This is a genomic window from Stenotrophomonas sp. Steno-C15 (assembly GCF_056393265.1).
The window spans coordinates 106,427-133,269 of the sequence record NZ_JBWJPF010000009.1 but is presented as its reverse complement, the minus strand read 5'-3'; the positions used below and the strand labels follow the sequence as shown (position 1 = coordinate 133,269).

20 protein-coding genes are annotated in these 26,843 nt (G+C 67.6%); 13 read left to right on the top strand and 7 right to left on the bottom strand.

The features are described 5' to 3' along the window. The first annotated feature begins 64 nt into the window (after positions 1-64). Complete coding sequence (locus AC06FB_RS09570) at positions 65-2,830, top strand: TonB-dependent receptor (protein WP_478053627.1); 2,766 nt, start codon at positions 65-67, stop codon at positions 2,828-2,830. A gap of 137 nt (positions 2,831-2,967) precedes the next feature. Beyond that, a complete protein-coding gene (locus tag AC06FB_RS09565; protein ID WP_478053626.1) occupies positions 2,968-6,768 on the top strand; it encodes a LamG-like jellyroll fold domain-containing protein in 3,801 nt (1,266 codons plus the stop codon). A 19-nt stretch (positions 6,769-6,787) separates the two neighbouring features. Here the strand turns inward: AC06FB_RS09565 and AC06FB_RS09560 are convergent, their stop codons facing one another. From AC06FB_RS09560 to AC06FB_RS09550, 3 genes are read right to left on the bottom strand one after another with little or no spacing between them, the layout of a single operon-like run. Next, complete coding sequence (locus AC06FB_RS09560; RefSeq protein ID WP_053516003.1) at positions 6,788-7,375, bottom strand: cysteine dioxygenase family protein; 588 nt, start codon at positions 7,373-7,375, stop codon at positions 6,788-6,790. Positions 7,376-7,426: 51 nt separating this feature from the next. Next, positions 7,427-9,064 carry a carboxylesterase/lipase family protein gene (locus AC06FB_RS09555; protein WP_478053625.1) on the bottom strand — a complete coding sequence of 546 codons (1,638 nt, stop codon included), beginning with the start codon at positions 9,062-9,064 and terminating at the stop codon, positions 7,427-7,429. Next, the gene (locus tag AC06FB_RS09550; RefSeq protein WP_478053624.1) at positions 9,061-10,044 is read right to left on the bottom strand and encodes an alpha/beta hydrolase; all 984 of its coding nucleotides are present in this window, start codon (positions 10,042-10,044) and stop codon (positions 9,061-9,063) included. The genes AC06FB_RS09555 and AC06FB_RS09550 overlap by 4 nt, the downstream gene beginning before the upstream one ends. A 155-nt stretch (positions 10,045-10,199) precedes the next feature. Here AC06FB_RS09550 and AC06FB_RS09545 point away from each other — a divergent pair, with 155 nt between their 5' ends. The 9 genes from AC06FB_RS09545 (at position 10,200) to AC06FB_RS09505 (ending at position 19,674) form a co-directional block, all read left to right on the top strand. Then, a complete protein-coding gene (locus AC06FB_RS09545; RefSeq protein WP_478053623.1) occupies positions 10,200-11,024 on the top strand; it encodes a 2-keto-4-pentenoate hydratase in 825 nt (274 codons plus the stop codon). A gap of 40 nt (positions 11,025-11,064) precedes the next feature. Next, positions 11,065-12,069: a TRAP transporter substrate-binding protein gene (locus AC06FB_RS09540; RefSeq protein WP_065182105.1), complete on the top strand. Its 1,005-nt coding sequence runs from the start codon at positions 11,065-11,067 to the stop codon at positions 12,067-12,069. 10 nt (positions 12,070-12,079) lie between these two features. After that, positions 12,080-12,619 (top strand): TRAP transporter small permease, encoded by a 540-nt coding sequence (locus AC06FB_RS09535; RefSeq protein ID WP_478053622.1) that lies wholly within the window; start codon positions 12,080-12,082, stop codon positions 12,617-12,619. Between the two features lie 3 nt (positions 12,620-12,622). After that, complete coding sequence (locus tag AC06FB_RS09530) at positions 12,623-13,906, top strand: TRAP transporter large permease (protein WP_053516013.1); 1,284 nt, start codon at positions 12,623-12,625, stop codon at positions 13,904-13,906. Between the two features lie 16 nt (positions 13,907-13,922). Beyond that, entirely contained in the window at positions 13,923-15,512 is a 1,590-nt protein-coding gene (locus AC06FB_RS09525; RefSeq protein ID WP_263176690.1) for a family 43 glycosylhydrolase, read from the top strand. A 40-nt stretch (positions 15,513-15,552) separates the two neighbouring features. Continuing rightward, entirely contained in the window at positions 15,553-16,611 is a 1,059-nt protein-coding gene (locus tag AC06FB_RS09520) for a LacI family DNA-binding transcriptional regulator (protein WP_053516017.1), read from the top strand. Between the two features lie 184 nt (positions 16,612-16,795). After that, the gene (gene kduI, locus AC06FB_RS09515; protein ID WP_197572129.1) at positions 16,796-17,644 is read left to right on the top strand and encodes a 5-dehydro-4-deoxy-D-glucuronate isomerase; all 849 of its coding nucleotides are present in this window, start codon (positions 16,796-16,798) and stop codon (positions 17,642-17,644) included. Positions 17,645-17,724: 80 nt separating this feature from the next. Next, complete coding sequence (gene kduD, locus AC06FB_RS09510; RefSeq protein ID WP_053516021.1) at positions 17,725-18,480, top strand: 2-dehydro-3-deoxy-D-gluconate 5-dehydrogenase KduD; 756 nt, start codon at positions 17,725-17,727, stop codon at positions 18,478-18,480. 93 nt (positions 18,481-18,573) lie between these two features. After that, complete coding sequence (locus AC06FB_RS09505; protein WP_197600178.1) at positions 18,574-19,674, top strand: GDSL-type esterase/lipase family protein; 1,101 nt, start codon at positions 18,574-18,576, stop codon at positions 19,672-19,674. 35 nt (positions 19,675-19,709) lie between these two features. On the opposite strand, the gene phhA is transcribed toward AC06FB_RS09505, so the two are convergent. Next, a complete protein-coding gene (gene phhA / locus AC06FB_RS09500) occupies positions 19,710-20,603 on the bottom strand; it encodes a phenylalanine 4-monooxygenase (RefSeq protein WP_445393956.1) in 894 nt (297 codons plus the stop codon). A gap of 125 nt (positions 20,604-20,728) precedes the next feature. On the opposite strand from phhA, the gene AC06FB_RS09495 reads away from it, so the two are divergent. After that, complete coding sequence (locus AC06FB_RS09495; protein ID WP_053516027.1) at positions 20,729-21,214, top strand: Lrp/AsnC family transcriptional regulator; 486 nt, start codon at positions 20,729-20,731, stop codon at positions 21,212-21,214. Positions 21,215-21,238: 24 nt separating this feature from the next. Here AC06FB_RS09495 and AC06FB_RS09490 read toward each other — a convergent pair whose 3' ends face one another. Together AC06FB_RS09490 and AC06FB_RS09485 are read right to left on the bottom strand one after the other, a co-directional pair. Next, positions 21,239-22,231: a patatin-like phospholipase family protein gene (locus AC06FB_RS09490; protein ID WP_478053621.1), complete on the bottom strand. Its 993-nt coding sequence runs from the start codon at positions 22,229-22,231 to the stop codon at positions 21,239-21,241. A gap of 182 nt (positions 22,232-22,413) precedes the next feature. Beyond that, positions 22,414-23,436, bottom strand: a complete 1,023-nt coding sequence (locus AC06FB_RS09485) for a TIGR00266 family protein (RefSeq protein WP_053516031.1) — start codon at positions 23,434-23,436, stop codon at positions 22,414-22,416. A gap of 160 nt (positions 23,437-23,596) precedes the next feature. Between AC06FB_RS09485 and AC06FB_RS09480 the strand changes: the two genes are divergently transcribed. After that, entirely contained in the window at positions 23,597-25,864 is a 2,268-nt protein-coding gene (locus AC06FB_RS09480; protein WP_478053620.1) for a TonB-dependent receptor, read from the top strand. Between the two features lie 106 nt (positions 25,865-25,970). On the opposite strand, the gene AC06FB_RS09475 is transcribed toward AC06FB_RS09480, so the two are convergent. Next, the gene (locus AC06FB_RS09475; protein WP_478053619.1) at positions 25,971-26,810 is read right to left on the bottom strand and encodes an acid phosphatase; all 840 of its coding nucleotides are present in this window, start codon (positions 26,808-26,810) and stop codon (positions 25,971-25,973) included. Positions 26,811-26,843: the final 33 nt, after the last annotated feature.

Sequence of the window (26,843 nt, the reverse complement as noted above, 5' to 3'; positions counted from 1 at the left end):
CTGACCAGCGGTGTCATCACGCTGAAACAGCCGCAGCACCAGACCTTTGGGAGAGGGGAAAGGCATGCAGTCTCGGAACCACCAAAAAAAGACACCGGTTACCTTGCTCGCTATGGCCGTCGGACTGGCCCTGGCGGCCAATGCGACCGCCCAGCAGCAGAGCAGCGCCGCCGGCGCCACGGACCTGGATACGGTCACCGTCACCGGCTACCGCGCCAGCGTGGAGAAGGCGCTGGACATCAAGCGTGGCGAGGCCGGCGTGGTCGACGCCATCGTCGCCGAGGACATCGGCAAGTTCCCGGATCTGAACCTGGCCGAGTCGTTGCAGCGCATCCCGGGTGTGGTCATCACCCGCGAGGCCGGCGAGGGCCGCAACATCTCGGTGCGCGGCCTCGGCCCGGATTTCACCCGCGTGCGCATCAACGGCATGGAGGCGCTGACCACCGTCGGCGCCGGTGACCAGAGCGGTGGTACCAACCGCGGCCGTGGCTTCGACTTCAATGTCTTCGCCTCCGACCTGTTCTCGCAGCTGGTGGTGCGCAAGACCGCTTCGGCCGATGTCGAAGAAGGCTCGCTGGGCGCCACCGTCGATCTGCGCACGGCGAGGCCGTTCGACTATGACGGCTTCACCTTCGCCGCCAGCGGCCAGGCCGGCTACAACGCGATGGCGGAGAAGGCCGACCCGCGCATGGCCGCGCTGGTGTCGAACATCTTCGCCGACGGTACGTTCGGCGCCCTGCTGTCGGTGGCCTACTCCGAGCGCCAGGCGCTGGAGGAGGGCTCCAACACGGGCCGCTGGGCCAACGGCCCGAGCAACGGCAACTTCAGTGCCTCGTCCCCGTTCACCGCCGCGCGCAGTGCCGACGTCTACCACCCGCGCTTCCCGCGCTACGTGCAGATGGAACATGAGCAGAAGCGCCTGGGCGTGACCGGTACGCTGCAGTGGAAGCCCAGCGACGCGACCGAGATCTCGCTGGACGCGCTGTACTCGAAAATCGATGCCACCCGCGACGAGCACTACATCGAGGCGATTTCCTTCAGCCGCGGTGCCAACACCAGCCAGCCACGCCTGGCCGGCAAGCCGTCGATGATCGTCAGGAACGGCGTCATCGAGAACAACGCGCTGGTCTACGGCGAGTTCGACAACGTCGACATCCGCAGCGAGAACCGCCACGACGAGTGGAGCACCGAGTTCAAGCAGATCAGCCTCAACGGCCAGCACCGCTTCAGCGACGACTTCACCCTGTCCGGCAAGCTGGGGGTCTCGCGGTCCCGGCATGAGAACCCGGTGCAGACCACCATCATCATGGACAAGTACGACGTCGACGGCTACAGCTACGACTACCGGGGCAACAACCGCTCGCCGATCCTCAACTACGGCATCGATCCCACCGATCCCAACGGCTGGGAACTGGCGGAGATCCGCCTGCGACCGCAGTACGTGGACAATGATTTCGATACCGGCCAGATCGACTTCAACTGGAACATCAGCCCCGGCTTCCGCCTCAAGGGTGGCGTGCTGGCCAAGGATTACACGTTCAAGACCACCGAACTGCGCCGTGGCAGCGAGCTGGCCGTGCCCACCTTCGCCGATGGCAGCAGGATCGTTCCGGTGGACATGACCACGCAGGCCGGCCTGAAGGGCATCAGCGGCAATCCCTCGAACTGGGTGGTGCCGGATCTGGACGCCGTCGCCGATCAGTTCGACATCTACAGCAACAGCGGCATCTACGCCGTCGCACCGCGCGCCAACAACGTGCGCAGCGTGGAAGAGAAGGATCGCGGTGCCTACCTGATGGGTGAGTTCTCCACCGAGATCGGCTCGCTGCCGCTGTCCGGCAACTTCGGCGTACGCTATGTGCGCACCAAGCAGTCCTCCACCGGGCTGTCGACGCTGGCCAGTGGCACCACGTCCACCACCGCCACCCGCACCTACGACGACACCCTGCCCTCGTTCAACCTGGTTGCCGAAGTCACCCCCGATTTCCTGATCCGCCTGGGTGCGGCCAAGGTGATGACCCGACCCGGCCTGGGCAGCCTGACGCCGGGTGCCACTGTGGCCGTGGCCGGTGGCGCACGCACCATCTCCAGCGGCAACCCCAACCTGGATCCGACCCGCGCGACCAATGTCGATCTGAGTTTCGAGTGGTACTTCGCCGAAGGCGCCATGGCCGGCCTTGGCCTGTTCTACAAGGACATCGAAACCTCCGTACAGACGCTGCGCGAGAATCGGCCGTACACCGACAGCGGCCTGCCTGCCGAACTGCTGATCGGCACCGGCGCATCGCCGACCGATGAGTTCACCTTCACCCGTCCGGTCAACACCCCGGGTGGCGAGCTGTTCGGCGCAGAAGCGAACTACACCCAGCCCTTCACCTTCCTGCCGGGCAAGTGGGCCAACCTCGGTCTGCAGCTGAACTACACCTGGGTGGATTCGAAGATCCAGTACATCAACTCGGCCGGTCAGCCGGTGATGAAGAACGATCTGCTGGGCCTGTCCAACACCTCGTGGAACGCGACCCTGTTCTACGAAGGCACCACCTTCTCCGGGCGCATCTCGGCCACCAACCGCGACGACTACCTGACCCAGGTGCCGGGCCAGGAAACCGGCTTCAATCTGGACGGTTACCACGGCATGACCGGTACCACGGTCATCGATGCGTCGGTCCGTTACCGGATCAGTGACCAGCTGGAACTGAGCCTGGAAGGGGTGAACCTGACCAACGAAGCGTCCGATGAGTGGGTGTATTCGCCCGCGACCGGCCGCCTGCCGTTGCAGTACACCGAGACCGGCCGCCAGTTCCTGCTCGGCGTGCGCTACAAGTTCTGAGCAGCGCCGGCGATGCGCCGACCGGTGCATCGCCGTTCGCCACGACCGCTGCTGCGCCGCAAGGTGCCGTGGCGGCGTGGCCTTGCTACGGTCCGGCGGCCCTACGCCGGCTGTCGCCCGTTGAAAGGAAACATCTGATGCCGCATCGCTCGACCCTGTCCCGCTGCCTGCTGCTGGCAGTGGCCCTGGCTGCTGGCCCTGCGACAGCTGCCGATGGCCCAACCCTGCTGTTCCACGTCGACGCCAACCAGGGCCTGCAGGCCACCGTGGCGCACGGCGAGGCGATACCGAACTTCCGCGACAGGGTGGCGGTGGTCGATGACGGTGTACGCGGCAAGGCCATCCAATGGCAGGACGATGGCGTCCTGGCGTGGGATGCACCGGGCAACATCCTGGCCCAGCGCGGCACCCTGGCGTTCGATTGGCGTGCGCGGTACGCGGTGGGCGAAGCCCCGTTCGTGATCTTCCGCGTCGGCTATGCCGATCACAGCAGCTGGGACATGGCGTGGCTGCGCATCGACTGGAACGGCCACGGTTTCGATGCGTTCGTCACCGATGCCAATCTTGCCCGCACCCGCGTCTCGTTCCGCATGGACACGCCGCCACGCGCGGACCAGTGGCTGCATCTGGCCTTCGCCTGGGACGAGGACCAGGGTGTACGCCTGTTCATCGATGGACGCGAAGTGGCCCGCGCGCAGACCACCGGCGACTACGATGCCGCGCTGGACCAGCTTGGCCTGGCCGGTCGGGTGATGGCACCGTACCAGGTACAGAGCCGTTACAACTTCCTGCGCGGCAGCGATTTCCAGCACATCCGCATCTACGACCGCATGCTCGATGCGCCGGCCGTGGCGGCGCTGGCCCGTGGCGTTACGCCCACCACCGCCGAGGTTCCCGAGGCAGGCCTGCGTGCCTGGCGCCATCGCTTCGGCTGGGACGGCGCCGCACCACCGGCGCTGACCGCGCCGACCACCCGCATCCGCAAGGTCGAATTCGCCGACACCCGCGATCTGAAGGCGTGGATGTGGAAGGCCACCGACGGCATCGCCGAGACCACATGGCCCGGCGTCTACAACCGCTCGCGGCTGCCCGGACGCAACGACTACTTCCAGCTGCCGGACTGGAACACCTACGTGGAGGGTGGAAAGCACCTGGACCTGACGCTGCCGGACGGCGAGACGGTCAACCGCATCGAGATCCGCGGTGCGGCCTTCGGCACGCTGGCACATGGCAGCGACGCCGCGCACGCCACCCGCACCCTGTTCACCCACCCGCGCGGCGGGGTGCGCAGCGTCGATCCGATCCCGTCCCTCAGCGGCGGCGTGCTGCGCTTCAGCAACGTCGAGCAGGAAACGCCGATCCAGGAAATCTGGGCCTACGCCGTGAGCGAGGGCAGCGAGCCGGACGGCACGGTCAAGCAGACCTACACGATCGACAGCCAGGCGCTGCCGGACTACACCAATCTGGATGCCCTGCGCCGCTACATCGACGGTCGCTATCCCGAGGCCGAACGCAGCACGGTGATGGCGCTGCCCAAGGGGGCCGGATCGCGCCGCCGCGATGCCGGTACCCTGCCCACGCAGCCGCGCCCGATCGTGCACGTGCTCATTCCTTCCGGGGTAGGCGATGCGCCGCCCGACCAGCCGCTGATCCGCAGCTGGGCCTACAGCTGGGAGAACATGCACGACGGCCTGGACGGCGTTGCCATCGATCTTCCCGCGCTGGATCTGGCGGCCACGCATGAAGGCCTGATTCCGCTCAACATCCGCATCAAGGACCCGATCTGGCCGGCGCGCGACATGATCGACGTGTCGGTCTCGGTGCAGCCGGGACAGAAGCGCACCCTGTGGCTGGACCTGCGCGACCGCATCCTCACCCCTGACAGCCTGTGGTTGAGCATCGCCTCGGCCGCGCCCGGCTTCGATGCCCGGGCGCTCGATGGCGCGCAGATCCGGCTGGTGTTCAAGCCGCGCGCCGAAGCGCTGAAGGAGCACGTGGCCGACCGCTTCAACCAGGTGCGCGACAACTGGGGATTCCTGGTGGAGGAGCACACCACCTCCAAGCGACAGCGCCTGTATGCGCGCGTCTACGCCGACCTGAGCGACCTGCTGCGGGTCGATCCGGACCACGCGCTGGGGCGGCAGTACTGGAACTACATCAGCTACAACAGCCAGGGCCGGCCGCCCTACTCCGCACCGGCGGTGCCTGCCGGTGTGCCGGCCTGGGCCTTCCACCAGGTGCAGGACCTTGCACAGGTGCGTCGCTTCGTCGACTGGTGGATCGACCATCGCCAGGTGCCCTACGGCGACTTCGGCGGCGGCATCTCCGATGATTCCGATCTCACCCAGCAGTGGCCGGGCCTGGCGCTGATGGGCGTGCAGCCGGACCGCCTCAATGCCTCGCTCACCGCCCTGTCCGATGCGGTGTATCGCAATGGCATGTTCAGCAACGGCCTGAGCACCATCGAAACCGATGAGCTGCATGCCTACGAAGAGGGCATCAACACCAACAGCGCGATGCTGTACCTCAACTGGGGCGATCCGCTGACGCTGGAACGGCTGATGGAGACGGTCAAGGCATTCGACGAGCGGATCATCCTGCCCAATCCGCAGGGACACCTGCTGTTCTCCAGCAACTGGTTCGGCGGCAACAGGATCTACCGCGAACCGAACTGGCAATGGCAGAAGCCGTATTCGTTCCCGGTGCTGCACCCTGCGTTCCTGCTGGGCCAGTACAACGCCGATCCGACCGGGCGCCGGCTGGTGACCGGCCTGGCCGACAGCTACCTCGCCCATGCCGGCACGGACGCGAAGGGACGCTTCACCCTGCCCAACGAGATCCACTGGGCCACCGGCGCCACCCGCGGCGGCGAACTCAACGACGGGTCCGGCAGCGGCGACACGCTGCACACCTTCTGGGCCGCCTGGCGCTGGACCGGCGATGCGAAGTACCTGCAGGCGCTGGACTATCGCGTGGCACGCGGGGGACCGGGCGCGCTGGCCAATCTCGGCGAGAACATCGTCGAGGTGCTGGGACGCCAGCAGGACTGGTATCCGCAGCTGACTGCCGAAGCCGACGCCGGAAAGACCGGTTTCGCCAGCCTGATGGCCTGGCAGGCCAGTGGTGACCTGAAGTACATCGATGCACTGCATGCCGAAGGACTGCAGGCCAAGGTGCTGCGGGCCTACATGAACACCGAGGGCCACTGGTGGTCCGATCGCGTGGAAGCACCCAGCGAGTTCCTGCAGCGCGCCCGGCTGGGGGGCATCGCGCTCAAGCGCAACCAGAGCTGGCCCGGGCATACGGTCAGCTGGCGCTTCGATCGCGACGGTGCCGCCGAACAGGTTGCACTGCTGGTGCATGCGCCCTCGCGCGAGCGCTTCACCATCACCAGCCACAATCTGGGTAACCGCACCATCAGTGCCGACATGACCGGCTGGAACGTTGCCAGCGGCACGTGGCGCATCCGTGCCGGCGTGGATGCCGATGGAGATGGACGCATCGATGGCACGCCGACGGAGCGCACGGTGCGGCTGGAAACCAGCCGCGCGGTGCCGATGCAGTTCCGTCCCGGGCGCACGGAACTGTTCGAGTTCGAGCGCGTCGTCGCCGGCAGCCCGGTGGAAACACGCGCCGACCTGGGCGTCGGCCGCGGTGATGTGCAGGTGGACGGCCAGCGTGTGCGGGTGACCGTGCACAGCCTGGGCCACGTGGCCACCGGCGCGGGCGTGGCGATCCTGGAAGACACCACGGGCCGTGAGATCGCGCGTGCCGATGTGCCCGCGATGGCGGCACCCGATGACCTGGAACCGAAGACCACCCACGTGACACTGATGATCCCCGCAGGTCATCAGGGTGGCCTGCGCGTGCGCGTGGCCCTCGCTGACGGTGGCGAGGAAGTGACCCTGCTCAACAACGTCGTGGACGTGCCGCGCTGAACGCGGCGGCCGGCGCGGGCTATGCCGCGTCGGTCTCCATCCGCTTCACCCGTCGCTGGTACCAGTCATCGCCCAGCGGCTCGAACACCGCGCTGCGCTCCATCACGCCCTGGTAGACGTGCAGCGACACGGCCACATCGGCATCGCTGGCATTGCGCAGCGTGTGGTATTCGTGCGGGGGAATCAGGCTGCCGGCGCTGCCGCGCTGGCCGTACAGTGTCGGCTGCGCGGCAAAGCGGTGGCGAGTGCCCTTCCGCTCCAGCAGCGCATACGGCGTGACCAGCAGTTCGCCCTGCCAGACGCCTTCCACGCACCACATCGCATCGTGATCGTGCAGCGGCGTACCCTGCCCCGGGCCCCAGCACATGGCGATGACGCTGTACCCCAGGGTCCGGCTGCGGTGCAGTTCACGACGTGCGTAGTGACCACGCACCGGTCGCCTTACACACGGCGGTAGCTGTATCGAAGGATCGGTGATGGCATCACGCAGCACGCGCTGCAGGCCCTCGGTGATCGCGTGCGGATCCGCCAGTGCTACCGCACCATCAATGGCGGCAAGCAGGCGCTCCCGGCCGGCGAACGGCAGTGGCGTGAACGTGTCTCCCATGACCCGACTCTAGCCGAGCGGAGTTAACAGAATGTTTGTGCTGCGGTGTCATCACTGCGTGCCGCGCTGCACGAAAGGCACTTTTTCGTAGAGCGCGCGCTCGCCTGCGCGCGGATCGTCAACCGCGCGACTGGTGCGATCGAACAGCATTGTCCGCCGTTGCGGCAGCGTATAAGGGGCCCATTGCGACAATCCGGCGTGATTGGGGTCGCCGCTGCGGGCGAAGGCGATCAAGGCCTCGCTCATGGTCGCCGCCAGCGCACGCGCATCATCGCCCCCCCCGGTGCGCGCGCCCGGCAGCCCTGCGTTGTCAAAGACCAGCGGGATGTCCAGCGTATGGAAAGCACGCAGGCGCCCCTCCTCCACCGGCGACCCCCAATCCAGCTGGTACGCCCAGGTCGGTGCTGCACCCGCGGGCTGGCGCGCCCGCGCTTCCAGTTCCTCCACCGCTCCGCGCCAGCTGCGGCCAGCCGTGGTTGCAGCAAAAAACACTTCGGACGGCGTGTAGTGCGGATACAGGCGGCGATACTCGGCGATCACGGTCTCCGGCCGCAGATCGACGAACTGCTGTCGTTCGAGCTGTGCCGGCAGTGTTTCCCAGGTCAGGGCGAAGTTGGCGGGATCGTTGCCGAGGAACGCGCGGGTCTCGTCGCGGGTGTTGCCGATCACCATCGGAATCGCCGCCGACTGCTGCGGCGCCTGTGGCCAGAACGGATGCACCGGCAGCACCACATCGTCCAGCACCGGGCCGAAGTACAGCGACGTGCTTTCCACGCGCGAGGGATCACGCGCACGGGTGGCTTCCAGCAGCACGTCGACCGGCAGGTCCAGCAGTGCCTGCACGTCTCGTGCAGCGACGGCCTGCATCGCGATCGCAGCCCGCTGCGCGGCCGCGCGCGGTCCGGCAGCGGTGACCTGCTGGCCACTCATCGTCCACGCGCGCTGGAACAGCCCTCGGGCCGCCGGCATCGCCATCAGCGTGGCGATCTTGGCGCCCCCGCCGGACTGCCCGAACACCGTGATGTTCGCCGCGTCGCCACCGAAGACCGCCGCGTGCTGCCGCACCCACTGCAGCGCCTGTACCAGGTCGAGCTGGCCGACGTTGCCCGAGGCGGCGTAGCGCGGATCGCCCAACGCCCCCAGGTAGAGATAGCCAAACGTGTTGAGGCGATGATTGAGGGTGACCACCACCACATCGCCGCGGCGGCACAGCGCAGCGCCGTCGTACAGCGGATCACTGCCGGACCCGTTGTTGAATCCACCGCCGTGAACGTACACCAGCACCGGCCTGCGTCCATCGTCGCCGAGCGCGGGCGTCCACACATTGAGGAACAGGCAGTCCTCGCTGCCGGGCCCTTCACTGCCGCCCTGCGGTGCGCCCGGACCGTACTCCAGTGCATCGGCGATGCCGCGCCAGGCAGCTTCATGCCGCGGCGGCTGGAAGCGGTGGCGAGCGGTATCGGCACCATAGCGAAGCCCACGGAACACCAGTACCCCGTGCTCGCGCTGGCCACGCACACGTCCGCCACGGACCCGGGCCAATGGCAGGCGGTCGTCGCGGACACCCGGCACGCTGGCCAGCGTTGGCAATGCGGTGAAGGCAGCCGTAGCGGACGCGGTGGCCAGCGCCCAGCGGGCGCTGTCGCGCAGGAACCGCCGACGCTGCAGGTCGGCCGGCGCATCGTTCATCGCGCGTCCTCCGCAGGGCCCAGCCAGCGTTGCGCGAGCAGCGGCCAGAGTGCCAGCGTCGACCGCGCGGGGATGTCCATGCCAAAGCCGTGGCCGCCATGGGCGAAGACGTGCAGTTCGTGCTCGACACCCGCACCCGCCAGTGCCTGCGCCATGAGTTCACTGTTGTGCACCGACACCACGGCGTCGTCGGCGGCGTGGACCAGCAGCGTCGGCGGCATGTCGCCACGTACGCGCTGCTGCATCGAATAGTCTGCCTGCAGCGAGGTCCCCGGATGCTCACCCAGCAGGCGGGCGCGCGAGCCGCTGTGCGCATGCGCGCCCATGTCGATCACCGGGTAGACCAGCACGGCACGGCTCGGGCGGGCGCTCAGCCGGTCGAGGTCATCCCGTGCGGGATGGACGGCGATGTCGAAGCCGGTGGCCAGCCGCGCCGCGACGTGGCCGCCCGCCGAGAAGCCCATCACCGCCACGTCGTTCGCGTCCAGCCCGCGCCGTCGCGCCTGGTCGCGCACCACCCGCAGCGCGCGCTGCGCGTCGGCGAGCGCGGCCTGGCGGTCGCGCCCCGGCTGCGGCAGGCGGTAGCGCAGGACGAACAGGGTGTAGCCGGCGCCGTCCACCCAGAACGGAACCAGCGCGCTGCCCTCCTTGTCGATCACCACCCGCTGGTAGCCGCCGCCGGGGATCACCAGCAGGGCCCGGCCGTTCGGCCGGGCGGGTGTGTACACCTGCAGAGAGGGCGCGTCGATCTGGTCGGCGTAGCGGTCCGGGCGTGCAGGGTCCGCACTGCGCTCGACCACCCGCGTCGGACGTGCGGGGCCGGTTTCGCCCGGCACTGCGCCTGCCGGCCACAACGGCAGCTGCTCGCCGGGCAACGCCTGGGCCACACGCTCGCCTTCGCGCAACGACGTGTCGACCGCGCAGGCGGGCGCCGCCGGCAGCAGCAGGGACAGGCACAGCAACACGATGGGCAGACGCATGACTGACGGGGCTCCAACAGGACAGGACAGGGCGCTGGCGGCGTCGGCAAAGACGGCGTGATGCGCTGCCGCTTGCGTGATGACACCGGTTTACCATATACACGTCCTGCAGACGCTGTCGATAGGCAGCGCAACAACGCCAGAGGGAGACGTTCTTGAGCAACGAACACGGCACACATGGGCACACGCCGCCGGCCGATGCGGTCGCGATTGCCCAGGCCTTCACCACCGCACGCCTTGCGGGCCAGGCACTGGAGGCGTTCCCGGGCGACATCCCGGCGGACCTGGTCGCGGCCTACCAGGTCCAGGACCTGGCCATCGCCCGCTGGAACCAGCCGGTGGTCGGCTGGAAGGTCGGCTACATCGCTGCCGAACGCCGCGATGCGTCCGGGGACGAACGGCTGCTGGGCCCGATCTTCAAGCCTCAACTCAAAAATGCTACCGGTGGAACAACGGATGTTCCGGTGTTCGTCGGCGGTTTCGCCGCGATCGAGGCCGAGTACGTGCTGGAACTGCTGGAGGATGCCCCCGCCGACCAGCTGCACTGGTCGCCGGAACAGGCTGAAGCGTTGCCGGCCCGCCTGTACCTCGGTGTCGAGGTTGCCAGCAGCCCGCTGGCAACGATCAACGAGCTGGGCCCGCGCGTGGTGGTATCCGACTTCGGCAACAACAACGGCCTCGTGCTGGGGCCGGAGATCGGCAACTGGACGTCCCTCGATGAGTCGGCGTTGCGCGCCGAGACCCTGATCGAGGGTGAAGTGGTCGGGGTCGGCGGCGCGAGCCGCCTGCCCGGTGGCCTGCGCGCAGCGTACGCGTTCGCGTTGTCCCGTTCCGCGCTTCGCGGCCGGCCCCTGCGGCGTGGCGACCTGATCGCCACCGGCAATGCGACCGGCATCCACGACATCCAGGCAGGACAAACGGCGCTGGTGCGCTTCGCCGGCTTCGGCGAGATTGCCTGCAGGGCCGTGCCGGCCGGGTAAGCCGCGGCACGAACCAGTGAACACGCGCGGGAGGGCGCAGATGATCACACGACGACATTTCCTGGCCGGTGGCGCCACTGCACTTGCCACTCCCCTGCTCGCCGCCTGTGGCCGCGGGCCGGGCCCTGACGCAGCCGGCGGCCAACTGCTGACGGCGACCGATGTGCACGTGGCCGATTACCCCACCGTGACAGCGGTGAAGTGGATCGGCGAGACCCTGCAGCGTGAGACCCAGGGACGCCTGCGTCTGCGCCAGTACCACTCGGGCCAGCTCGGCCGCGAGTCCGAAGCGATCGACATGGCCCGCTTCGGCGCCATCGACATCACCCGTGTCTATGCGGGCGCGCTGAACAACGCGTTTCCGCTGACCCAGGCGCTGTGCCTGCCCTACGTGTTCGAATCGGTGGCGCATCAGCGGGCAGCGCTTGATGGCGGCGTGGCCGATGCCGTGCTGCGCGGCTTCGAACGCCGCGACCTGGTCGGCCTGGCCATCTACGATTCCGGTGCGCGCTGCTTCTACAACACCCGGCATCCGATCACGCAGCCCGGTGACCTGCACGGACTGAAGCTGCGCGTCGCATCATCGGACATCTTCATCCAGCTGATGCGGCTGCTCGGCGCCAACCCGACGCCGATGTCGCTGGGCGATACGTTCTCCGGCATGGAGACGCACATGATCGACGGTGCCGAGAACAACATGCGCAGCTTCCACTCCAGCCGTCACTTCGAGGCTGCGCACTACTGGTCGCAGAGCGATCACTCCTATGCACCGGACGTGCTGCTGATGTCACGCGCCAGTTTCGAGCGGCTGCAGCCGGATGACCGCCAGCTGCTGCTGGAGACCGCACGTGCGTCGGTGAAGGTGATGCGCGACCAGTGGGATGCCTCCGAGGATGCGGCACGACGCGCGGTGCTGGCGTACGGCGTGAAGGCCAACGAGGTCGACATGCCGGCGTTCCGCGCCGCCGCGCAGCCCCTGCTGCAGCAGTACCTGCAGCACGCGGAAATCGCCGCGCTGGTCGATCGCATCCGCGGTGCAGCCTGAGGACACAGCCATGACCGAAACGACGACATTTTCCCCACCCGGCCCCGGGCAGCGCCTGCTGGACCGCGTCGCCGACATTGCCATCTACACCGCCGTGGCGGCCCTGCTGGGGCTGGTGGTGGTGCAGGGCTGGCAGGTCTTCGCGCGCTATGTGATCAACGATTCCCCGAGCTGGACCGAACCGGTGACCCTGCTGCTGCTCAGCACCGCGATGAGCCTGGGCGCGGCCTGTGGCGTGCACACCAACCGCCACTTCGGCTTCTTCCTGCTGCATGCCTACATGGCGCCGGCGCTGCGCCGCGCTGTGGACGTGCTGGTGCAACTGGTGGTGGCCGTGCTGGGCGCGTTCATCGCAGTGTGGTCGGCCGAGCTTCTTCTCGACGGCCTGGACATCAAGACCGCCGGTGCCGAGCTTCCGCAGAGCATCAACTACCTGCCGCTGGCGCTGGGCGGCGTGCTGATGGTGGTGTTCGCGCTGAACCGTGCGTGGAAGGCCACGCAGTCCCCGCCGGCAGACGCTGCCGCCGATGACGCTGAAGGAGATCGTTGATCCATGGGTATCGCCATTCTGTTCTCGGTGTTCGCGGTGTTCCTGCTGCTGGGCGTGCCGGTGGCCTACGCGCTGGCTGCGGCCGCCCTTGCCACCCTGCTCTACCTGGACATCCCGTCCATCGTGCTGGTCCAGCAGATTTCGGCAGGCACCGGGTCCGCATCGCTGATCGCCATTCCACTGTTCATCTTCGCTGGCGAGATCATGATGCGCGGCGGCATCTCCGAGCGCCTGATCGCGCTGGCGTCCTCGCTGGTGGGGCGCCTGCGTGGCGGCCTGGGCCAGGTTTCGATCCTGTCCTCGCTGTTCTTCGGCGGCGTCTCCGGCTCGGCCATCGCGGATGTCTCGGCGGTGGGTGGCACGATGATTCCGCAGATGGTCAAGCGCGGCTATGACCGCGATTTCGCCGTCAATGTCAGCATCACCGCCGCCCTGGTCGCGCTGCTGGTTCCGCCCTCGCACAACCTGATCCTGTTCTCGGCCGCAGCCGGTGGCGGCCTCTCGATCGCCGATCTATTCGCGGCCGGCATCGTTCCGGCACTGCTGATGACGCTGGCATTGATGATCACCGGCTACGTCGTCGCGCGCCGCCGCGGCTATGGCGTGGAGGTGTTCCCGGGCTGGCGCGCGGTGATGCTGCGGATGATCTCCGCCCTGCCCGGCCTCGGTCTGGTCGCGCTGATCTTCGTTGGCATCCGCGCTGGCATCTTCACTGCGGTGGAAAGCGCGGCGATCGCCGTGGTGTACGCACTGCTGGTGACTACGGTGCTGTACCGGCAACTGCGCTGGCGCGAGTTCTTCGCCACGGTCGTCCACGCCGCACGCAGCACCGGCGTGATCCTGTTCGTGATCGCCACCGCTGCGGTATTCGGCTGGCTGCTGGCCTACCTGCAGGTGCCGGCGGCGGCGGTGGATTTCCTGCAGTCCTTCGCGCACAGCCAGTTCATGGTGCTGCTGATGATCGTGGTGATGCTGTTGCTGCTGGGAACCTTCATGGACCTGGCACCGATGATCCTGATCTGCACGCCGATCTTCCTGCCGGTGGCGCGCGCGTACGGCATCGATCCGATCCACTTCGGGCTGGTGCTGGTGCTGACCGGCGGCCTGGGCCTGGTGACACCGCCGGTGGGCTCGGTGCTGTTCATCGGTACCGCCATCGGCAAGATCAGCGTGGGCCAGAGCATGCGTACCATCTGGCCGTTCTGGTTCGCTGCGCTGGGCGTGCTGCTGGTGGTCACCTTCTTCCCTGCCCTGTCGCTGTGGCTACCGGCCACGCTGCGCAGCTGAGCCGGAGACCGCTGCCATGCACCGTCCGCTTCGCCGCATCCCTGCCGTGGCCCTGGCCAGCCTGCTTCTGGCCGCGCTTCCGGCGCTGGCCTCCGGCCCGGCCTCACCGACCTGGGCACGTGGGCTGGAGAACCAGCGCCAGGCCGATCTCGGCGACGGCACCTACCTGAACCCGGTGCTGGCCGGCGACCGCCCCGATCCGTCGGTACTGAAGGACGGACAGGACTACTACCTGACCCTGTCCTCCTTCGACGCCTATCCCGGCCTGCCGATCTGGCATTCGCGGGACCTGGTCAACTGGCAGCCGCTGGGTCATGCCATCACCCGCAACGTGGGTGCGATCTGGGCACCGGACATCGTCAAGCACCAGGGTCGCTACTTCATCTACTTCCCGGCCCGGACCGGCGAACACCGCAGCAACTTCGTGGTGTGGGCCGATGACATCCGCGGGCCGTGGAGCGATCCGATCGACATCGGCCTGGGCGGCTACATCGACCCCGGCCATGCGGTGGGCGAGGACGGCAAGCGCTACCTGTTTCTCAGCGGAGGCGACTATGTGCAGCTGGCCGATGACGGGCTGAGCGTGGTCGGCACACCGAAGCATGTCTACGACGGCTGGCGCTATCCGCAGAGCTGGGATGTGGAAGCCTATGCGCAGGAAGGACCGAAGATCCACTTCCGCGAGGGCTGGTACTACATGACCACCGCCGTGGGAGGCACCGCCGGCCCACCCACCGGGCACATGGTGATCACTGCGCGCTCGCGCTCCATCCATGGGCCCTGGCAGAACGCACCGAACAATCCGATCACGCGCACGCAGTCGGCGTCCGAGCCGTGGTGGTCACGAGGCCACGCGACAGTGATCGAAGGCACCGACGGTCGCTGGTGGATGATGTACCACGGGTATGAGAACGGCTTCTGGACCCTGGGCCGGCAGACCCTGCTGGACCCGATCGAGTGGACGGACGATGGCTGGTTCGTGGCCAGGGGCGGTGACCTCGGCCAACCGCTGCGCAAGCCTTCCGGAAGCGGCCTGGCACCGCACGGCATGGCGCTTTCGGATGATTTCCGCGGCGGCAGGCTCGGGCCACAGTGGGCGTTCTTCAACCCGGGCAGTGACGAATACGAGCGCCTGCGCTTCAGCGGCGATGGGCTGGTGATGCAGGGCAAGGGCAGTGCGCCGCGCGATGCGTCTCCGCTGACCACCATCGCCGGCGATCCGGCCTACCAGTTCGAGGTGGAGCTGGAGGTAGCGCCGGGCGCAGTCGGGGGCGCGCTGCTGTTCTACAGCGACCGTCTTTATGTGGGCGTGGGCAGCAACGGCGAGCAGTTCATCATGCACCGTTACGGCGAGGAACGCCCTGCCCGGCTTGCGCCCAGCGAGCGCGGCGGGCGGCTCTGGCTGCGCGTCACCAACAACCGCCATATCGTCACCTTCCATACCAGCAGCGACGGCCGGACCTGGCAGAAGTACCCGGTTCAGATGGAAACCTCGGGTTACCATCACAATGTGGCTGGTAAGTTTCTCGCCCTGAAGCCGGCGCTGTACGCTGCCGGTGACGGTGCGGTGACCTTCCGCAGCTTCCGCTACCGCGCGCTGGACTGAGTGCGCGGCCGGAAATCCCCCGACTTACCTGGTCCATTACATGTCAGTGCGCAACAAGAATGATGCCGCCACGCCGGCATTGGCCAAAGGCAAGGCAGCCACGATCAACGACATCGCGCGACTGTCCGGAGTGTCCAAGAAAACGGTTTCAAGGATCATCAACAACTCACCGCTGGTGCGCAAGGACACGCGCGACAAGGTAGAAGCCCTGATGCGCGAGGTGGGCTATACGCCCGATCCGCTGGCGCGCGGCCTGGCCTTCCGTCGATCCTTCCTGATCGGCATGGTCTACGACAACCCCACCGCCCAGTACATCGTGGACATGCAGTACGGTGCACTCGACGCGCTGCGCGGTTCCAGCTTCGAGCTGGTCGTGCACCCCTGCGACAGCCGCAGCCCGGGCTACATCGACGGCGTGCGCCGCTTCGTGCAGCAGCAGAAGCTGCATGGGGTGATCCTGGTGCCGCGTGCCTCCGAGGACCAGGCGCTGGCGGACATGCTGGATGAGATCGGCTGCCGCTTCACCCGCGTGGCTGCGCTGCCGCTGGACGAGAGTTCGCAGATGGTGGTCACCCACGATCGTGACGGCGCCGCCGAAGCCGCCGACTACCTGCTCTCGCTGGGCCACCGCGACATCGCCCTGGTGACCGGGCCCAGCGCCTATCGTTCGGCGCACGAGCGTACCGCCGGCTTCATCGATGCGCTGTCGCAGCGTGGCATCGAGCTGCCCAAGGACCGCATCATCGAGGCGGGCTACACCTTTGAATCGGGTGTGGCCGCCGCCGAGAAGCTGCTGCTGGGCAAGCGCCGGCCGACCGCGATCTTCACCGGGAACGATGAAATGGCGGCGGGCATCTACAAGGTGGCGCTGCGTGCAGGCATCAACATCCCGCGCCAGCTGTCCATCATCGGCTACGACGACAGCCCGCTGGCCTCGCGCCTGTGGCCGTCGCTGACCTCGGTACGGCGCCATACCCGCGATACCGGCCGCACCGCTGCGGCGATGCTGATCCAGCCCGACGGCCAACCGGCGCTGCAGATCGCCAGCGTGCGCCCGCACCTGATCGTGCGCGACTCCTGCCAGCCGCCGGAGGACTGATCCGGCGGGGATCAGTCCGGTAGCCCGCAGGCCTGCCTGCGACTCCGTTGAAGCCGCCTCACCTTGCCGCGACCGTTGAGCGCTATCGTGCGGCGCAAAATGACACCGGTTACCAACGTCGCTAAAATCCCCCTGAACCGTGCCGGGGCCGAATGATCGGCCCGCCCCCTGCTCTGGAGATGCCATGTACTGCAAGACCCACTACGCCACCCATCCCGACGCCATCAAGGGCGCCAGCAACGACCAGCTGCGCGAGCTGTACCTGCTCGACGGCCTGTTCAACCCCGGCCAGGTGACGCTGAAGTACACCCACTACGAGCGCTTCGTACTCGGTGGCGCGGCGCCCCTGGATGCGCCGCTGGCGCTGCCGGTGCAGACCGACCCGGCGTCGGCCGCCGGCCATCCGTTCCTGGAGCGTCGCGAGCTGGGCGTGATCAACGTCGGCAGCGGTACCGGTACGGTCACCGTCGACGGCACCGTCTACACGCTGGGCCCGAAGGATGGCCTGTACGTGGCGATGGGCAGCAAGGACGTCGTGTTCGCCTCGCAGGACGCCGCCAACCCGGCTCAGTTCTACCTGGCCTCGACCCCGGCCCATGCGCGCTTTGAAACCAAGCAGCTGTCGATCAAGGACGCGGTAGCGCTGGACCGCGGCGCGCTGGAGACCAGCAACGAGCGCACCATCTACCAGTACATCGTGCCGGCCACCTGCCAGTCCTCGCAGCTGCTGCTGGGCCTGACCGTGCTCAAGCCCGGCAGCGTGTGGAACACCATGCCGCCGCACCTGCATGACCGCCGCAGCGAGGTCTATTTCTACTTCGACCTGGGCGACAACGACCGCGTGTACCACTTCATGGGCGAACCGGACGCGCAGCGCCACATCGTCATCCAGAACAACGAAGCCGTGGTATCGCCGCCGTGGTCGATCCACATGGGTGCCGGTACCAGCAATTACGCCTTCATCTGGGCGATGGGCGGCGAGAACCTGGATTACACCGACATGCACGTGCTGGACATCTGCCAGCTCAAGTAAGTCCTGCCTGGCCGCCGCGCACGCGTGCCGGTGGCCGTTCGCCTGCATCACGCACACCTCTACCAAGGAACGCACACGCAATGGCCAATCCCTTCAGCCTGGAAGGCAAAGTCGCTCTGGTAACCGGTGGTAATACCGGTCTGGGCCAAGGTATCGCGGTTGCGCTGGCCACCGCCGGCGCCGATGTCGCCGTGGCCGGCATCGCGCCGCCCACCGAAACCATCGAGAAGATCACCGCGCTCGGCCGACGCTGCCTGGCGGTGGAAGCCAACCTGATCAGCATCGAGCCGGTCGAGCGCGTGGTGCGCGAAACCATCGAGGGACTGGGTGGCCTGGATATCCTGGTCAACAATGCCGGCCTGATCCGCCGCGCCGACGCGGTGGAGTTCAGCGAACAGGACTGGGATGACGTGATGAACGTCAACATCAAGTCGGCGTTCTTCATCTCGCAGGCGGCGGGCCGTCATTTCATCGCCCAGGGCAGCGGCAAGATCATCAACATCGCCTCGATGCTGTCGTTCCAGGGCGGCATCCGGGTGCCGTCGTACACCGCCAGCAAGAGTGGCATCGCCGGCATCACCCGCCTGCTGGCCAACGAATGGGCCGGCAAGGGCGTCAACATCAACGCGATCGCGCCGGGCTACATGGCCACGGACAACACGGCGGCCCTACGTGCCGATGCCGACCGCAACAAGGCGATCCTGGATCGCATTCCGGCCGGCCGTTGGGGCACACCGGAGGATCTGGCCGGCGCGGCGGTGTTCCTGGCATCCAGCGCATCGGATTACATCAACGGCGCCGTGCTGCCGGTCGATGGTGGCTGGTTGGCGCGCTGAGGCACACCAGTCTGTAGAGCCGAGCCCATGCTCGGCTGTCGCGCTCTGATCGAAAAACAGCCGAGCATGGCTCGGCTCTACAGGAGTGCCGCGATGCGAAGGCTGTTGCTGTTGTTGCTGCTGTCGTGCACCACCGCGCAGGCGGCGCCGGTGCGGGTGTTCATCGCAGGTGACTCCACCGCGGCCGAGTACGGTCCCGAGCGCGCGCCGCAGGCGGGCTGGGGCCAGGCCCTGCAGAGCTACCTCGATCCGGCGCGGTTCGAAGTGCGCAACCACGCCCGGGGAGGCCGCAGCACGCGCAGCTTCATCGATGAAGGCCGCTTGGATGCGATCGCCACCGAGCTGCGCCGTGGCGACGTGCTGCTGATCCAGTTCGGCCATAACGACGCCAAGTTCGAAGATCCCACGCGCTATACCGATCCGGACAGCGACTATCCGCGCCTGCTGATGCGTTACGTGCAGGTGGCGCGCGACAAGGGCGCCACGCCGGTGCTGGTCACGCCGGTGGCGCGGCTGCTGTATGACTTCGGTTCGCTGCTGGACACACATGCGCGTTACACGCGGGCGATGCAGCAGCTGGCCGCGCGCGAGCGCGTTGCCCTGATCGAACTCAACGACCGCAGCACGCGCTGGATACGCGCGCTGGGCGAGCAGGGTGCACGCCCCTACTTCCTGTTCGTGCCCGAGCAGGGCAAGGCCGACGGCACCCACTTCAGTGTGGCCGGCGCCAACGCCGTTGCCTGCCTGGTGCTGCGCGAGTGGAGGGTGCTGCAGCCGGGGCTGGAAGATGCACTCGTGCGCGACATCGACTGTGACGTGGGCGCGGCGGCGGGGCAGGGCGGGCAACCGGCGCAGCCCTCGCGCGTGGTCCATGAGCATGACATCGCCATCCGCCAGCCCGGCCCGCATGGTGGCGCCGGGCCGACCACGGCCTATCCGTTCTTCGCCGGAGAGAAGGACCTGCCGTTCGTGCTGCGCAAGCGCGTACTGCACAAGGGTGCAGGCATCGGCCTGCATCCGCAGCACAAGGACGAGATCTACTACATCGTCAGCGGGAAGGGCAGCTACGTGCTGGACGGAACGCAGTACGACGTCAGCGCAGGCGATGCCCTGCTGACGCGCAAAGGCAGTTCGCATGCACTGCAGCAGGTGGGTGACGAGGATCTGGTGCTGCTGCTGGCATACCCGCGCTGACCCGTGGAGCCGGCCTTACGGATGCCCCTGCCGCATCACACGTCGCCGCCGTCGGCCCAGCCTTCGCCGGTTCCCTTCTGGAACACACGGTCGTCGGCCTGCACGTCACCGGCCGGCAGGTGCTGCTGCTCGGCCAGCGAGGCATAGATCGGGGTGAAGTCCGGCGACGTCGCCTGCATCAGCTGCTCGAAGCTGTCGATAACGAAGTAGGTCTTCTGGAAGGTATCGATGCGGTAGCGCGTGCGCATGATGCGCTGCAGGTTGAAGCCGATGCGGTTGGGCGCGGCCGATTCCAGCGAGTACAGCGATTCGCCCTTTGACGAGACGATACCGGCGCCGTAGATGCGCAGGCCATCCGGGGTATCGATCAGGCCGAACTCCACCGTGTACCAGTACAGGCGCGTGAGGTTCTGCAGCGCCTCCGGGCCGATGGCGTGGGCTTTGACACCGCCACGGCCGTAGGCCTCCATGTAATCGGCAAACACCGGATTCATCAGCAGCGGCACATGGCCGAACAGATCGTGGAACAGGTCCGGCTCGGCGATGTAGTCGATCTGGTCGGGGCGACGGATCCACCACGTGACCGGGAAGCGACGGTTGGCCAGGTGGTCGAAGAAGTCCAGCTCCGGCAGCAGCCCCTCCACGCCCACCAGCGTCCAGCCGGTGGCTGCGCCGAGCACTTCGTTCAGCTGGTCGAAGCGCGGAATCATGTGCGCGCTCATGCCCATCTCGTCCTGTGCGTCCAGGAACTCCCGGCACGCACGGCCGACCAGCAGCTCGCGCTGGCGCTGATACAGCGTGCTCCACGTCGCGTGGTCATCGGCGCTGTAGGTGTCCCACGGCTGCTCGACGAGCGCGGTGGTGTACACCGGCACGTAGCCCTTGTCGGTCTGCTGGTGTTCGACGCGGCGGGGCTGGGCGGGATCCATGGGACGCTCCTTGAAGGGATGTCCACGATGCTAGGGCAGGGCGGGCGCAACAGGGTTGCAAAAGTTGCGCGGAATGACCTTGCTGGCGCAATATCCTTGCGTACACACCATGTTGCGGGGCAACAATGGCCGGAGAAGTCCAGTTCGATCGCACGGATATACGCCTGCTGGCCGAAATCCAGCGGGATGGTCGCGCCACCAATGCCGAGCTCGCGGCCCGGGTGAACCTCTCCCCCTCCGCCTGCCTGCGCCGCCTGCAGCGGCTGGAGAGCGAGGGTGTGATCGTCGGCTATGGCGCGCGCCTGGAACCCCGGCAGCTGCGGCTGGGCCTGCAGGCGTTCGTGCGGGTGCAACTGGAAAAGCACGACCAGGCGGCCATCGCGCATTTCGTGGACAGCGTGCAGGGCTGGGATGAAGTGGTGGCCTGCCATGCGCTCACCGGCGACATGGATTACCTGTTGCACGTCTACGTGCGCGACCTCGAGCACTTCTCGCGCTTCCTGCTGGACCGCCTGCTCAATGCCGGTGGCGTGGCCGATGCCAATTCCAGCTTCGTGCTGCGCACGGTGAAGGGCTTCCAGGCGTTGCCACTGTCGCAGCTGGAACCCTGAGCACCGGTCAGCGCGGGCGAGGGCTCAGCACTTGTCCTTGCGCCCCATCAGCCTGCCCAGCCGCGAGGTCTCCTCGCACTTCGGCGCGGCTACCGGTGGCGGTACCAGCGCGGCGGCGCGCGCCTTCTGCAGCTGCTGGATCTTCGCGCGGATCTGCGGCATCGCGGCCATCGCCGCCTTTTCCCCCTCCAGGATCGCGGTCCCGCGCTGGCTGAAATCAGCCGCACCGATATCCAGCACGCGCGGGCGGATCACGATGTCGGCGCGGGCCAGTTCCTGCTCGCCCAGGCGCTGGCCCATGATCGCGATCGACTGGTTGACGATGCCGAGCATGTCAGTCGGTGCCTTGCCACTGGCCTTGCTGGAGATGTCCACGGCGATCACGAAGTCGGCACCGAGCTGGCGCGCGGCATCGACCGGCACCGGGCTCACCACGCCGCCATCGACGTAGTTGCGTCCGCCGATCTTCACCGGCTCGAACACGCCGGGGATGCTGCTGGACGCACGGACGGCCTGGCCCACATTGCCGCGCACGAAGATCGCGCGTTCGCCGGTTTCGAGCTGGGTGGAGACGGCGGCGAACGGCTTCTTCAGGCGCTCTGCCGGACGGTTGGCGACCTGCTCGTTGACGTAGTCCTGCAGCTTCTGGCCCTGCACCAGCCCGCCGGAGAACAGGCGCACGTCGCGGATGCTGGCTTCATCCAGCGCGACGGCCCGGCTCTGCATCTGGAACGCATCCATGCCGCTGGCGTACAACGCGCCGACCACACTGCCGGCGCTGGTGCCGGACACCACCACCGGCTCGAAGCCATTAGCCTCGAGCATCTTGATCACGCCGATGTGGGCAAAGCCCTTGGCCGCGCCGCCGCCCAGCGCGATGCCGATCTTCACCGGCTTGGCCTGCGGCACCACGGTCGGCGCCGGCGGCGGCGCCGGACGCACCGGATCGCCACCGCAACCGGCCAGCAGGCCAAGCAGGGCAACGGACAGCAGCACGCGGGGACGGAACAGGCTCATCGGCAATGCGCTCGCGGCGCCGGATTCAGGGAAGGGCGCCAGCATACCGAAGCCACGGCGGGCCGGGCAGGGCAGGACGACGCCCTATTCATGGACCGCCATGGATAGCGCCGGGCATGGCCTGGCGGGCAGTTCAGGGCCGCTGCGCTCGCCGGGCATGGCCCGGCGCTACGCGCGGGTGATCAGAACCGGTTGTCGCCGTCGAGGATGCGGCCGATGCCGCCCAGCACCGAGCCTTCGCCGCGGTTCTGCCCACCGCCCTGCGGCGCGGCCATCCACATCCGGCCGGCCAGGCGCGAGAACGGCAGCGATTGCAGCCAGACCTTGCCCGGTCCGGTCAGGGTTGCCAGGAACACACCCTCGCCACCAAACACCATGCTCTTGATGCCACTGACCCGGCGCACGTCCATGTCCACCGTCGGGTGGTAGGCGACCACGCAGCCGGTATCCACGTCCAGCCGCTCGCCGGCGGCCAGTTCGCGCTCGACCACACAGCCTCCGGCGTGGATGAACACCCAGCCATCGCCTTCCAGCTTCTGCATGATGAAGCCTTCGCCGCCGAACAGGCCGGTCATGATCTTGCGCTGGAACTGCACGCCGATCTGCACACCGCGCGCCCCGGCCAGGAAGCTGTCCTTCTGGCAGACCAGGCGGCCGCCGTGCTGGTCCAGCTTCATGGCCAGCACGGTGCCGGGGTAGGGCGCGGCGAAAGCGACCTTGGCCTTGCCCTGCCCGGTATGCGTATAGAGCGTGGCGAACAGGCTCTCGCCGGTCAGCACGCGTTTGCCGGCCGACATCAGCTTGTCCATGATGCCGCCGCCCTGGCCGCTGTGCGTGCCGTCGCCGAACACCGTATCCATCTGCACCGAGGCGTCCTTGAACATCAGCGCGCCGGCTTCGGCGATGGCGCTCTCGCCGGGATCCAGCTCGATCTCCACGAACTGCATCTCATGGCCGACGATGCGGAAGTCGATGTCGTCGGCCCGGCCCCGCGCAGGCCCGCCCGGCACGGGTGGCGGCGTGTTGGGCATGCCCGGGGCGGGCGCCTGCAGCTCGGGCACCTCGGCGATGGCGGTCCAGCCGCTCATGCCCTGGCACCAGGCCAGCGCGCGGGGGTTGGCCTGCGCGTAGCGGCGCGCGGCTTCGTCATCGAGCGGCCCGATGCGGTCGGCCTGGGCGGAGGAATGGAAGTACCACTGGGTCATGGCGGTGCGCCGGGTCGGGGTGGGAAAGCCCGAGTCTAGCGACCCTCCCCGGTGGCCCGCGACCGCGCCATGAACAGCGGCCATTTGCGGCGCAGGTGCTGTATTGCAACAATTATCTGGTAGCGCCGTTTTACCACCCCTCCAAACACAGCCTACCGCCATGTCCCCGACCCGCACTTCCCGCGGCCGTATTCCGGTCGCGCGCCCCCTCGTTGCCGCTCTCTCCGCCCTGCTGCCGCTGGTTGCAGCCGCCCAGGAAACCCCCGCCGCCAAGGATCCGGTCGCGCTCGATACCCTGCAGGTGACGGCCCAGCGCCGCGTCGAGAATGCCAAGGACGTGCCGGTCGCGATCACCGCGATCCAGGGCGAGAAGCTTGATGTGCTCGGCTCGGCCGGCGACGACATCCGCTTCCTGGCCGCGCGCGTACCCAGCCTCAACATCGAATCGTCCTATGGCCGTGCCTTCCCGCGCTTCTACATGCGCGGCCTCGGCAACACCGACTTCGACCTCAATGCCTCGCAGCCGGTCTCGCTGGTGTACGACGACGTGGTGCAGGAAAGCCCGCTGCTGAAGGGCTTCCCGTTGTTCGACCTGGCCAACGTGGAAGTGCTGCGTGGGCCGCAGGGCACCCTGTTCGGCCGCAACACGCCGGCCGGCGTGGTCAAGTTCGATTCGGCGCGTCCGTCGCAGGATGCCGATGGCTACGTCCGCGTCGGCTACGGCAGCTACAACAGCTGGAACGTGCAGGGCGCCTACGGCGGCCCGCTGACCGACCGCTGGTCGGCACGCGTTTCGGCGATCTACCAGCGCCGTGACGACTGGGTCGACAACACCCGCGTCGGCGCGCCCAACAGTGGTTTTGAAGGCTATGACGAGGCCGCCGGCCGCGTGCAGTTCCTGTACGAGGGCGACGATTTCGAGGCCCTGTTCAACCTGCACAAGCGCAAGCTCAACGGCACCGCCCGCCTGTTCCGCGCCAACATCATCCAGAAGGGCAGCAACGCGCTGGTCGAGAACTTCGACCGCGACAAGGTGGCCAACGACGGCGTGAACTTCTCCGACCTGGAAACCTGGGGCGGCAGCGCGCGCCTGCAGTGGAACCTCGGCTCGGTGACCCTGCACTCCATCACCGGCTACGAGACTGCCGAATCGCTCAACCGCGGCGATATCGACGGTGGCTACGGTGCTTCGTTCCTCGGCGCCGGCAATTATGGCCCGGGCTTCATTCCGTTCCCGTCCGAATCGGCCGATGGCCTGCCGCACCACCGCCAGTGGACCCAGGAATTCCGCGTGGAATCCAATGAGTGGGGCCGCTTCGACTGGCAGGCCGGTGTCTTCTACTTCGATGAAGACGTCACCATCGACAGCTTCAACTACGACTCGCTGACGCCGGGCAATCCGCAGACCGGCCATGCCGTGCAGAGCCAGCGCAACAAGGCGTGGGCGGTGTTCGCATCGGGCGACTTCGATGTCACCGACCGCTTCAAGCTGCGCGCCGGCGTGCGCTACACGCAGGACAAGAAGGACTTCACCGCGCGCGTGCTGCAGGCCGTGCCCGGCGGCACCCCGGTGAGCGGGCCGTACCTGGCCAACACCGACGTCGATGACGTCAGCTGGGATGTCAGCGGTGTGTACAAGCTGACCGACAACGTCAATGCGTATGCGCGCGTGGCCAAGGGCTTCCGCGCGCCGTCGATCCAGGGCCGTCTGGCCTTCGGTGGCGTGTCGCAGGCCGATTCCGAGAAGGTGATCTCGTACGAAGCCGGCATCAAGGCCGACCTGTTCGATCGCCGCGCCCGCCTGGGCTTCAGCGTGTTCCGCTACGACGTCGACGGCCAGCAGCTGATCGCGGTCGGCGGCAGCAACAATACCGCCACCCTGCTCAACGCCGACAAAACCATCGGCCAGGGTGTGGAGCTGGACCTGGAAGCCTACCTGGCCGACAACGTCCTGCTGACCCTGGGCAGCAGCTACAACGACACCGAGATCAAGGACGGGAACCTGGCCGTGGCGATCTGCGGCGGTGGCTGCACCATCACCGATCCGACCACGGTGATCAACGGCGGCACCTACGCCCTGGTCAACGGCAATCCGCTGCCGCAGGCGCCGAAGTGGATCCACAACATGACCCTGCGCGTGGGCTTCCCGCTCACCGATGGCAGCGAGCTGTACGCCTACACCGACTGGGCCTACCGCAGCCCGGTGAACTTCTTCATCTACGAGTCGCCGGAGTTCCGCAGCCGCAGTTCGCTGGAAGGCGGCCTGCGCCTGGGCTACAACTGGGAGTACGGCCAGTACGACGTGGCGGTGTTCGGCCGCAACCTCACCAACCAGACCCGCGTGGTCGGTGCGATCGACTTCAACAACCTGACCGGCTTCCTCAACGAGCCGCGGACCTGGGGCGTGGAGTTCACCGCGAAGTTCTGATGCGGTCGCTGTAGCGAGGCAATGCAGAAGGGCCGGCGCAATGCCGGCCCTTCCGCGTTCGGTGTCCGCCGGGCGTGGCCCGGTGCCACCTGTGCGCCGCGCGCGCTTACAGCGCGCTCTGCGGGCGTACCTTCAACACTGCCTCTTCGGCGGTGCAGTTGCGGCTGGAGTGCAGGCCGGCCTTGCGCGCGGCGGCGATCTCGCTGCGTGCCGCCAGCAGGTCGCGCTGGAACGCGGCATTGTCATGCAGCCGGGCAACGGCAGCAGCCCCCATGAAACGGCCTTCGAGGATGTCGCTCTGCCAGTGCACGTTGCACACCAGGCGGCTCTCGCCGTAGTTGCGGCCGCGGGCCTGGATGGCATCGGCACGATCCGGCGCGATCTCCGACAGGATCAGGGCCCATGCCCAGCCGATCGAGGTGTGGCCGGACGGATAGGACCCGTTGCTGCGCAGGCCCGCTTCATCATCCGGCGTGCAGGTCGGCTCGCCGTTGACCATGAACGGGCGCGGGCGCTGGTAGTGGTTCTTGGCGACCTTGGTGGCAGCACTGGCGTCGATCCGGCTGCGCTCCAGCAGGCGGTACAGCGCGGGCGTCTTCACCGCGTCCACATCGATGTCGACCGCGCAGGAGAACTGGTTGGCACCTTCCGGAAAGCCCAGTTCGGCATCCCGCGTGGCCTGGGCGAAGCGTGGGCTGCCGCGCAGTGCACGCGCTTCGCGGCTGACCTGTTCATCCAGGGCGAAGCCCGCCGAGCCCGCGGTGGGTGGCGCCGGAACCAGGGCCAGGCTGGCCGGTACGGCGCGCGCGTCCAGATAGCCCACGGCCTTGGTGGTGACGTTGGCTTCGACGGCGGTCGGCCGGGCAGCAGACGCGGCACAGCCGGCCAGCGCCAGCACGATGGCCAGGCCAAGCAGGGGACGGGCAGGGCGGAAGATCACAGACATGGTCAGGCTCAGCAGAGGAAACACCGTGCCATG

Excerpts from the sequence above, each read along its gene's own strand:
- kduD (WP_053516021.1), top strand. The coding sequence starts at position 17,725 with ATGGCCAATCCCTTCAGCCTGGAAGGCAAAGTCGCTCTGGTAACCGGT.
- AC06FB_RS09565 (WP_478053626.1), top strand. The coding sequence starts at position 2,968 with ATGCCGCATCGCTCGACCCTGTCCCGCTGCCTGCTGCTGGCAGTGGCC.
- AC06FB_RS09520 (WP_053516017.1), top strand. The coding sequence starts at position 15,553 with ATGTCAGTGCGCAACAAGAATGATGCCGCCACGCCGGCATTGGCCAAA.
- AC06FB_RS09570 (WP_478053627.1), top strand. The coding sequence starts at position 65 with ATGCAGTCTCGGAACCACCAAAAAAAGACACCGGTTACCTTGCTCGCT.
- AC06FB_RS09540 (WP_065182105.1), top strand. The coding sequence starts at position 11,065 with ATGATCACACGACGACATTTCCTGGCCGGTGGCGCCACTGCACTTGCC.
- AC06FB_RS09505 (WP_197600178.1), top strand. The coding sequence starts at position 18,574 with ATGCGAAGGCTGTTGCTGTTGTTGCTGCTGTCGTGCACCACCGCGCAG.
- phhA (WP_445393956.1), bottom strand. The coding sequence starts at position 20,603 with ATGGATCCCGCCCAGCCCCGCCGCGTCGAACACCAGCAGACCGACAAG.
- AC06FB_RS09475 (WP_478053619.1), bottom strand. The coding sequence starts at position 26,810 with ATGTCTGTGATCTTCCGCCCTGCCCGTCCCCTGCTTGGCCTGGCCATC.
- AC06FB_RS09480 (WP_478053620.1), top strand. The coding sequence starts at position 23,597 with ATGTCCCCGACCCGCACTTCCCGCGGCCGTATTCCGGTCGCGCGCCCC.
- AC06FB_RS09560 (WP_053516003.1), bottom strand. The coding sequence starts at position 7,375 with ATGGGAGACACGTTCACGCCACTGCCGTTCGCCGGCCGGGAGCGCCTG.
- AC06FB_RS09555 (WP_478053625.1), bottom strand. The coding sequence starts at position 9,064 with ATGAACGATGCGCCGGCCGACCTGCAGCGTCGGCGGTTCCTGCGCGAC.
- AC06FB_RS09485 (WP_053516031.1), bottom strand. The coding sequence starts at position 23,436 with ATGACCCAGTGGTACTTCCATTCCTCCGCCCAGGCCGACCGCATCGGG.
- AC06FB_RS09490 (WP_478053621.1), bottom strand. The coding sequence starts at position 22,231 with ATGAGCCTGTTCCGTCCCCGCGTGCTGCTGTCCGTTGCCCTGCTTGGC.
- AC06FB_RS09495 (WP_053516027.1), top strand. The coding sequence starts at position 20,729 with ATGGCCGGAGAAGTCCAGTTCGATCGCACGGATATACGCCTGCTGGCC.
- AC06FB_RS09535 (WP_478053622.1), top strand. The coding sequence starts at position 12,080 with ATGACCGAAACGACGACATTTTCCCCACCCGGCCCCGGGCAGCGCCTG.
- AC06FB_RS09525 (WP_263176690.1), top strand. The coding sequence starts at position 13,923 with ATGCACCGTCCGCTTCGCCGCATCCCTGCCGTGGCCCTGGCCAGCCTG.
- AC06FB_RS09530 (WP_053516013.1), top strand. The coding sequence starts at position 12,623 with ATGGGTATCGCCATTCTGTTCTCGGTGTTCGCGGTGTTCCTGCTGCTG.
- kduI (WP_197572129.1), top strand. The coding sequence starts at position 16,796 with ATGTACTGCAAGACCCACTACGCCACCCATCCCGACGCCATCAAGGGC.
- AC06FB_RS09550 (WP_478053624.1), bottom strand. The coding sequence starts at position 10,044 with ATGCGTCTGCCCATCGTGTTGCTGTGCCTGTCCCTGCTGCTGCCGGCG.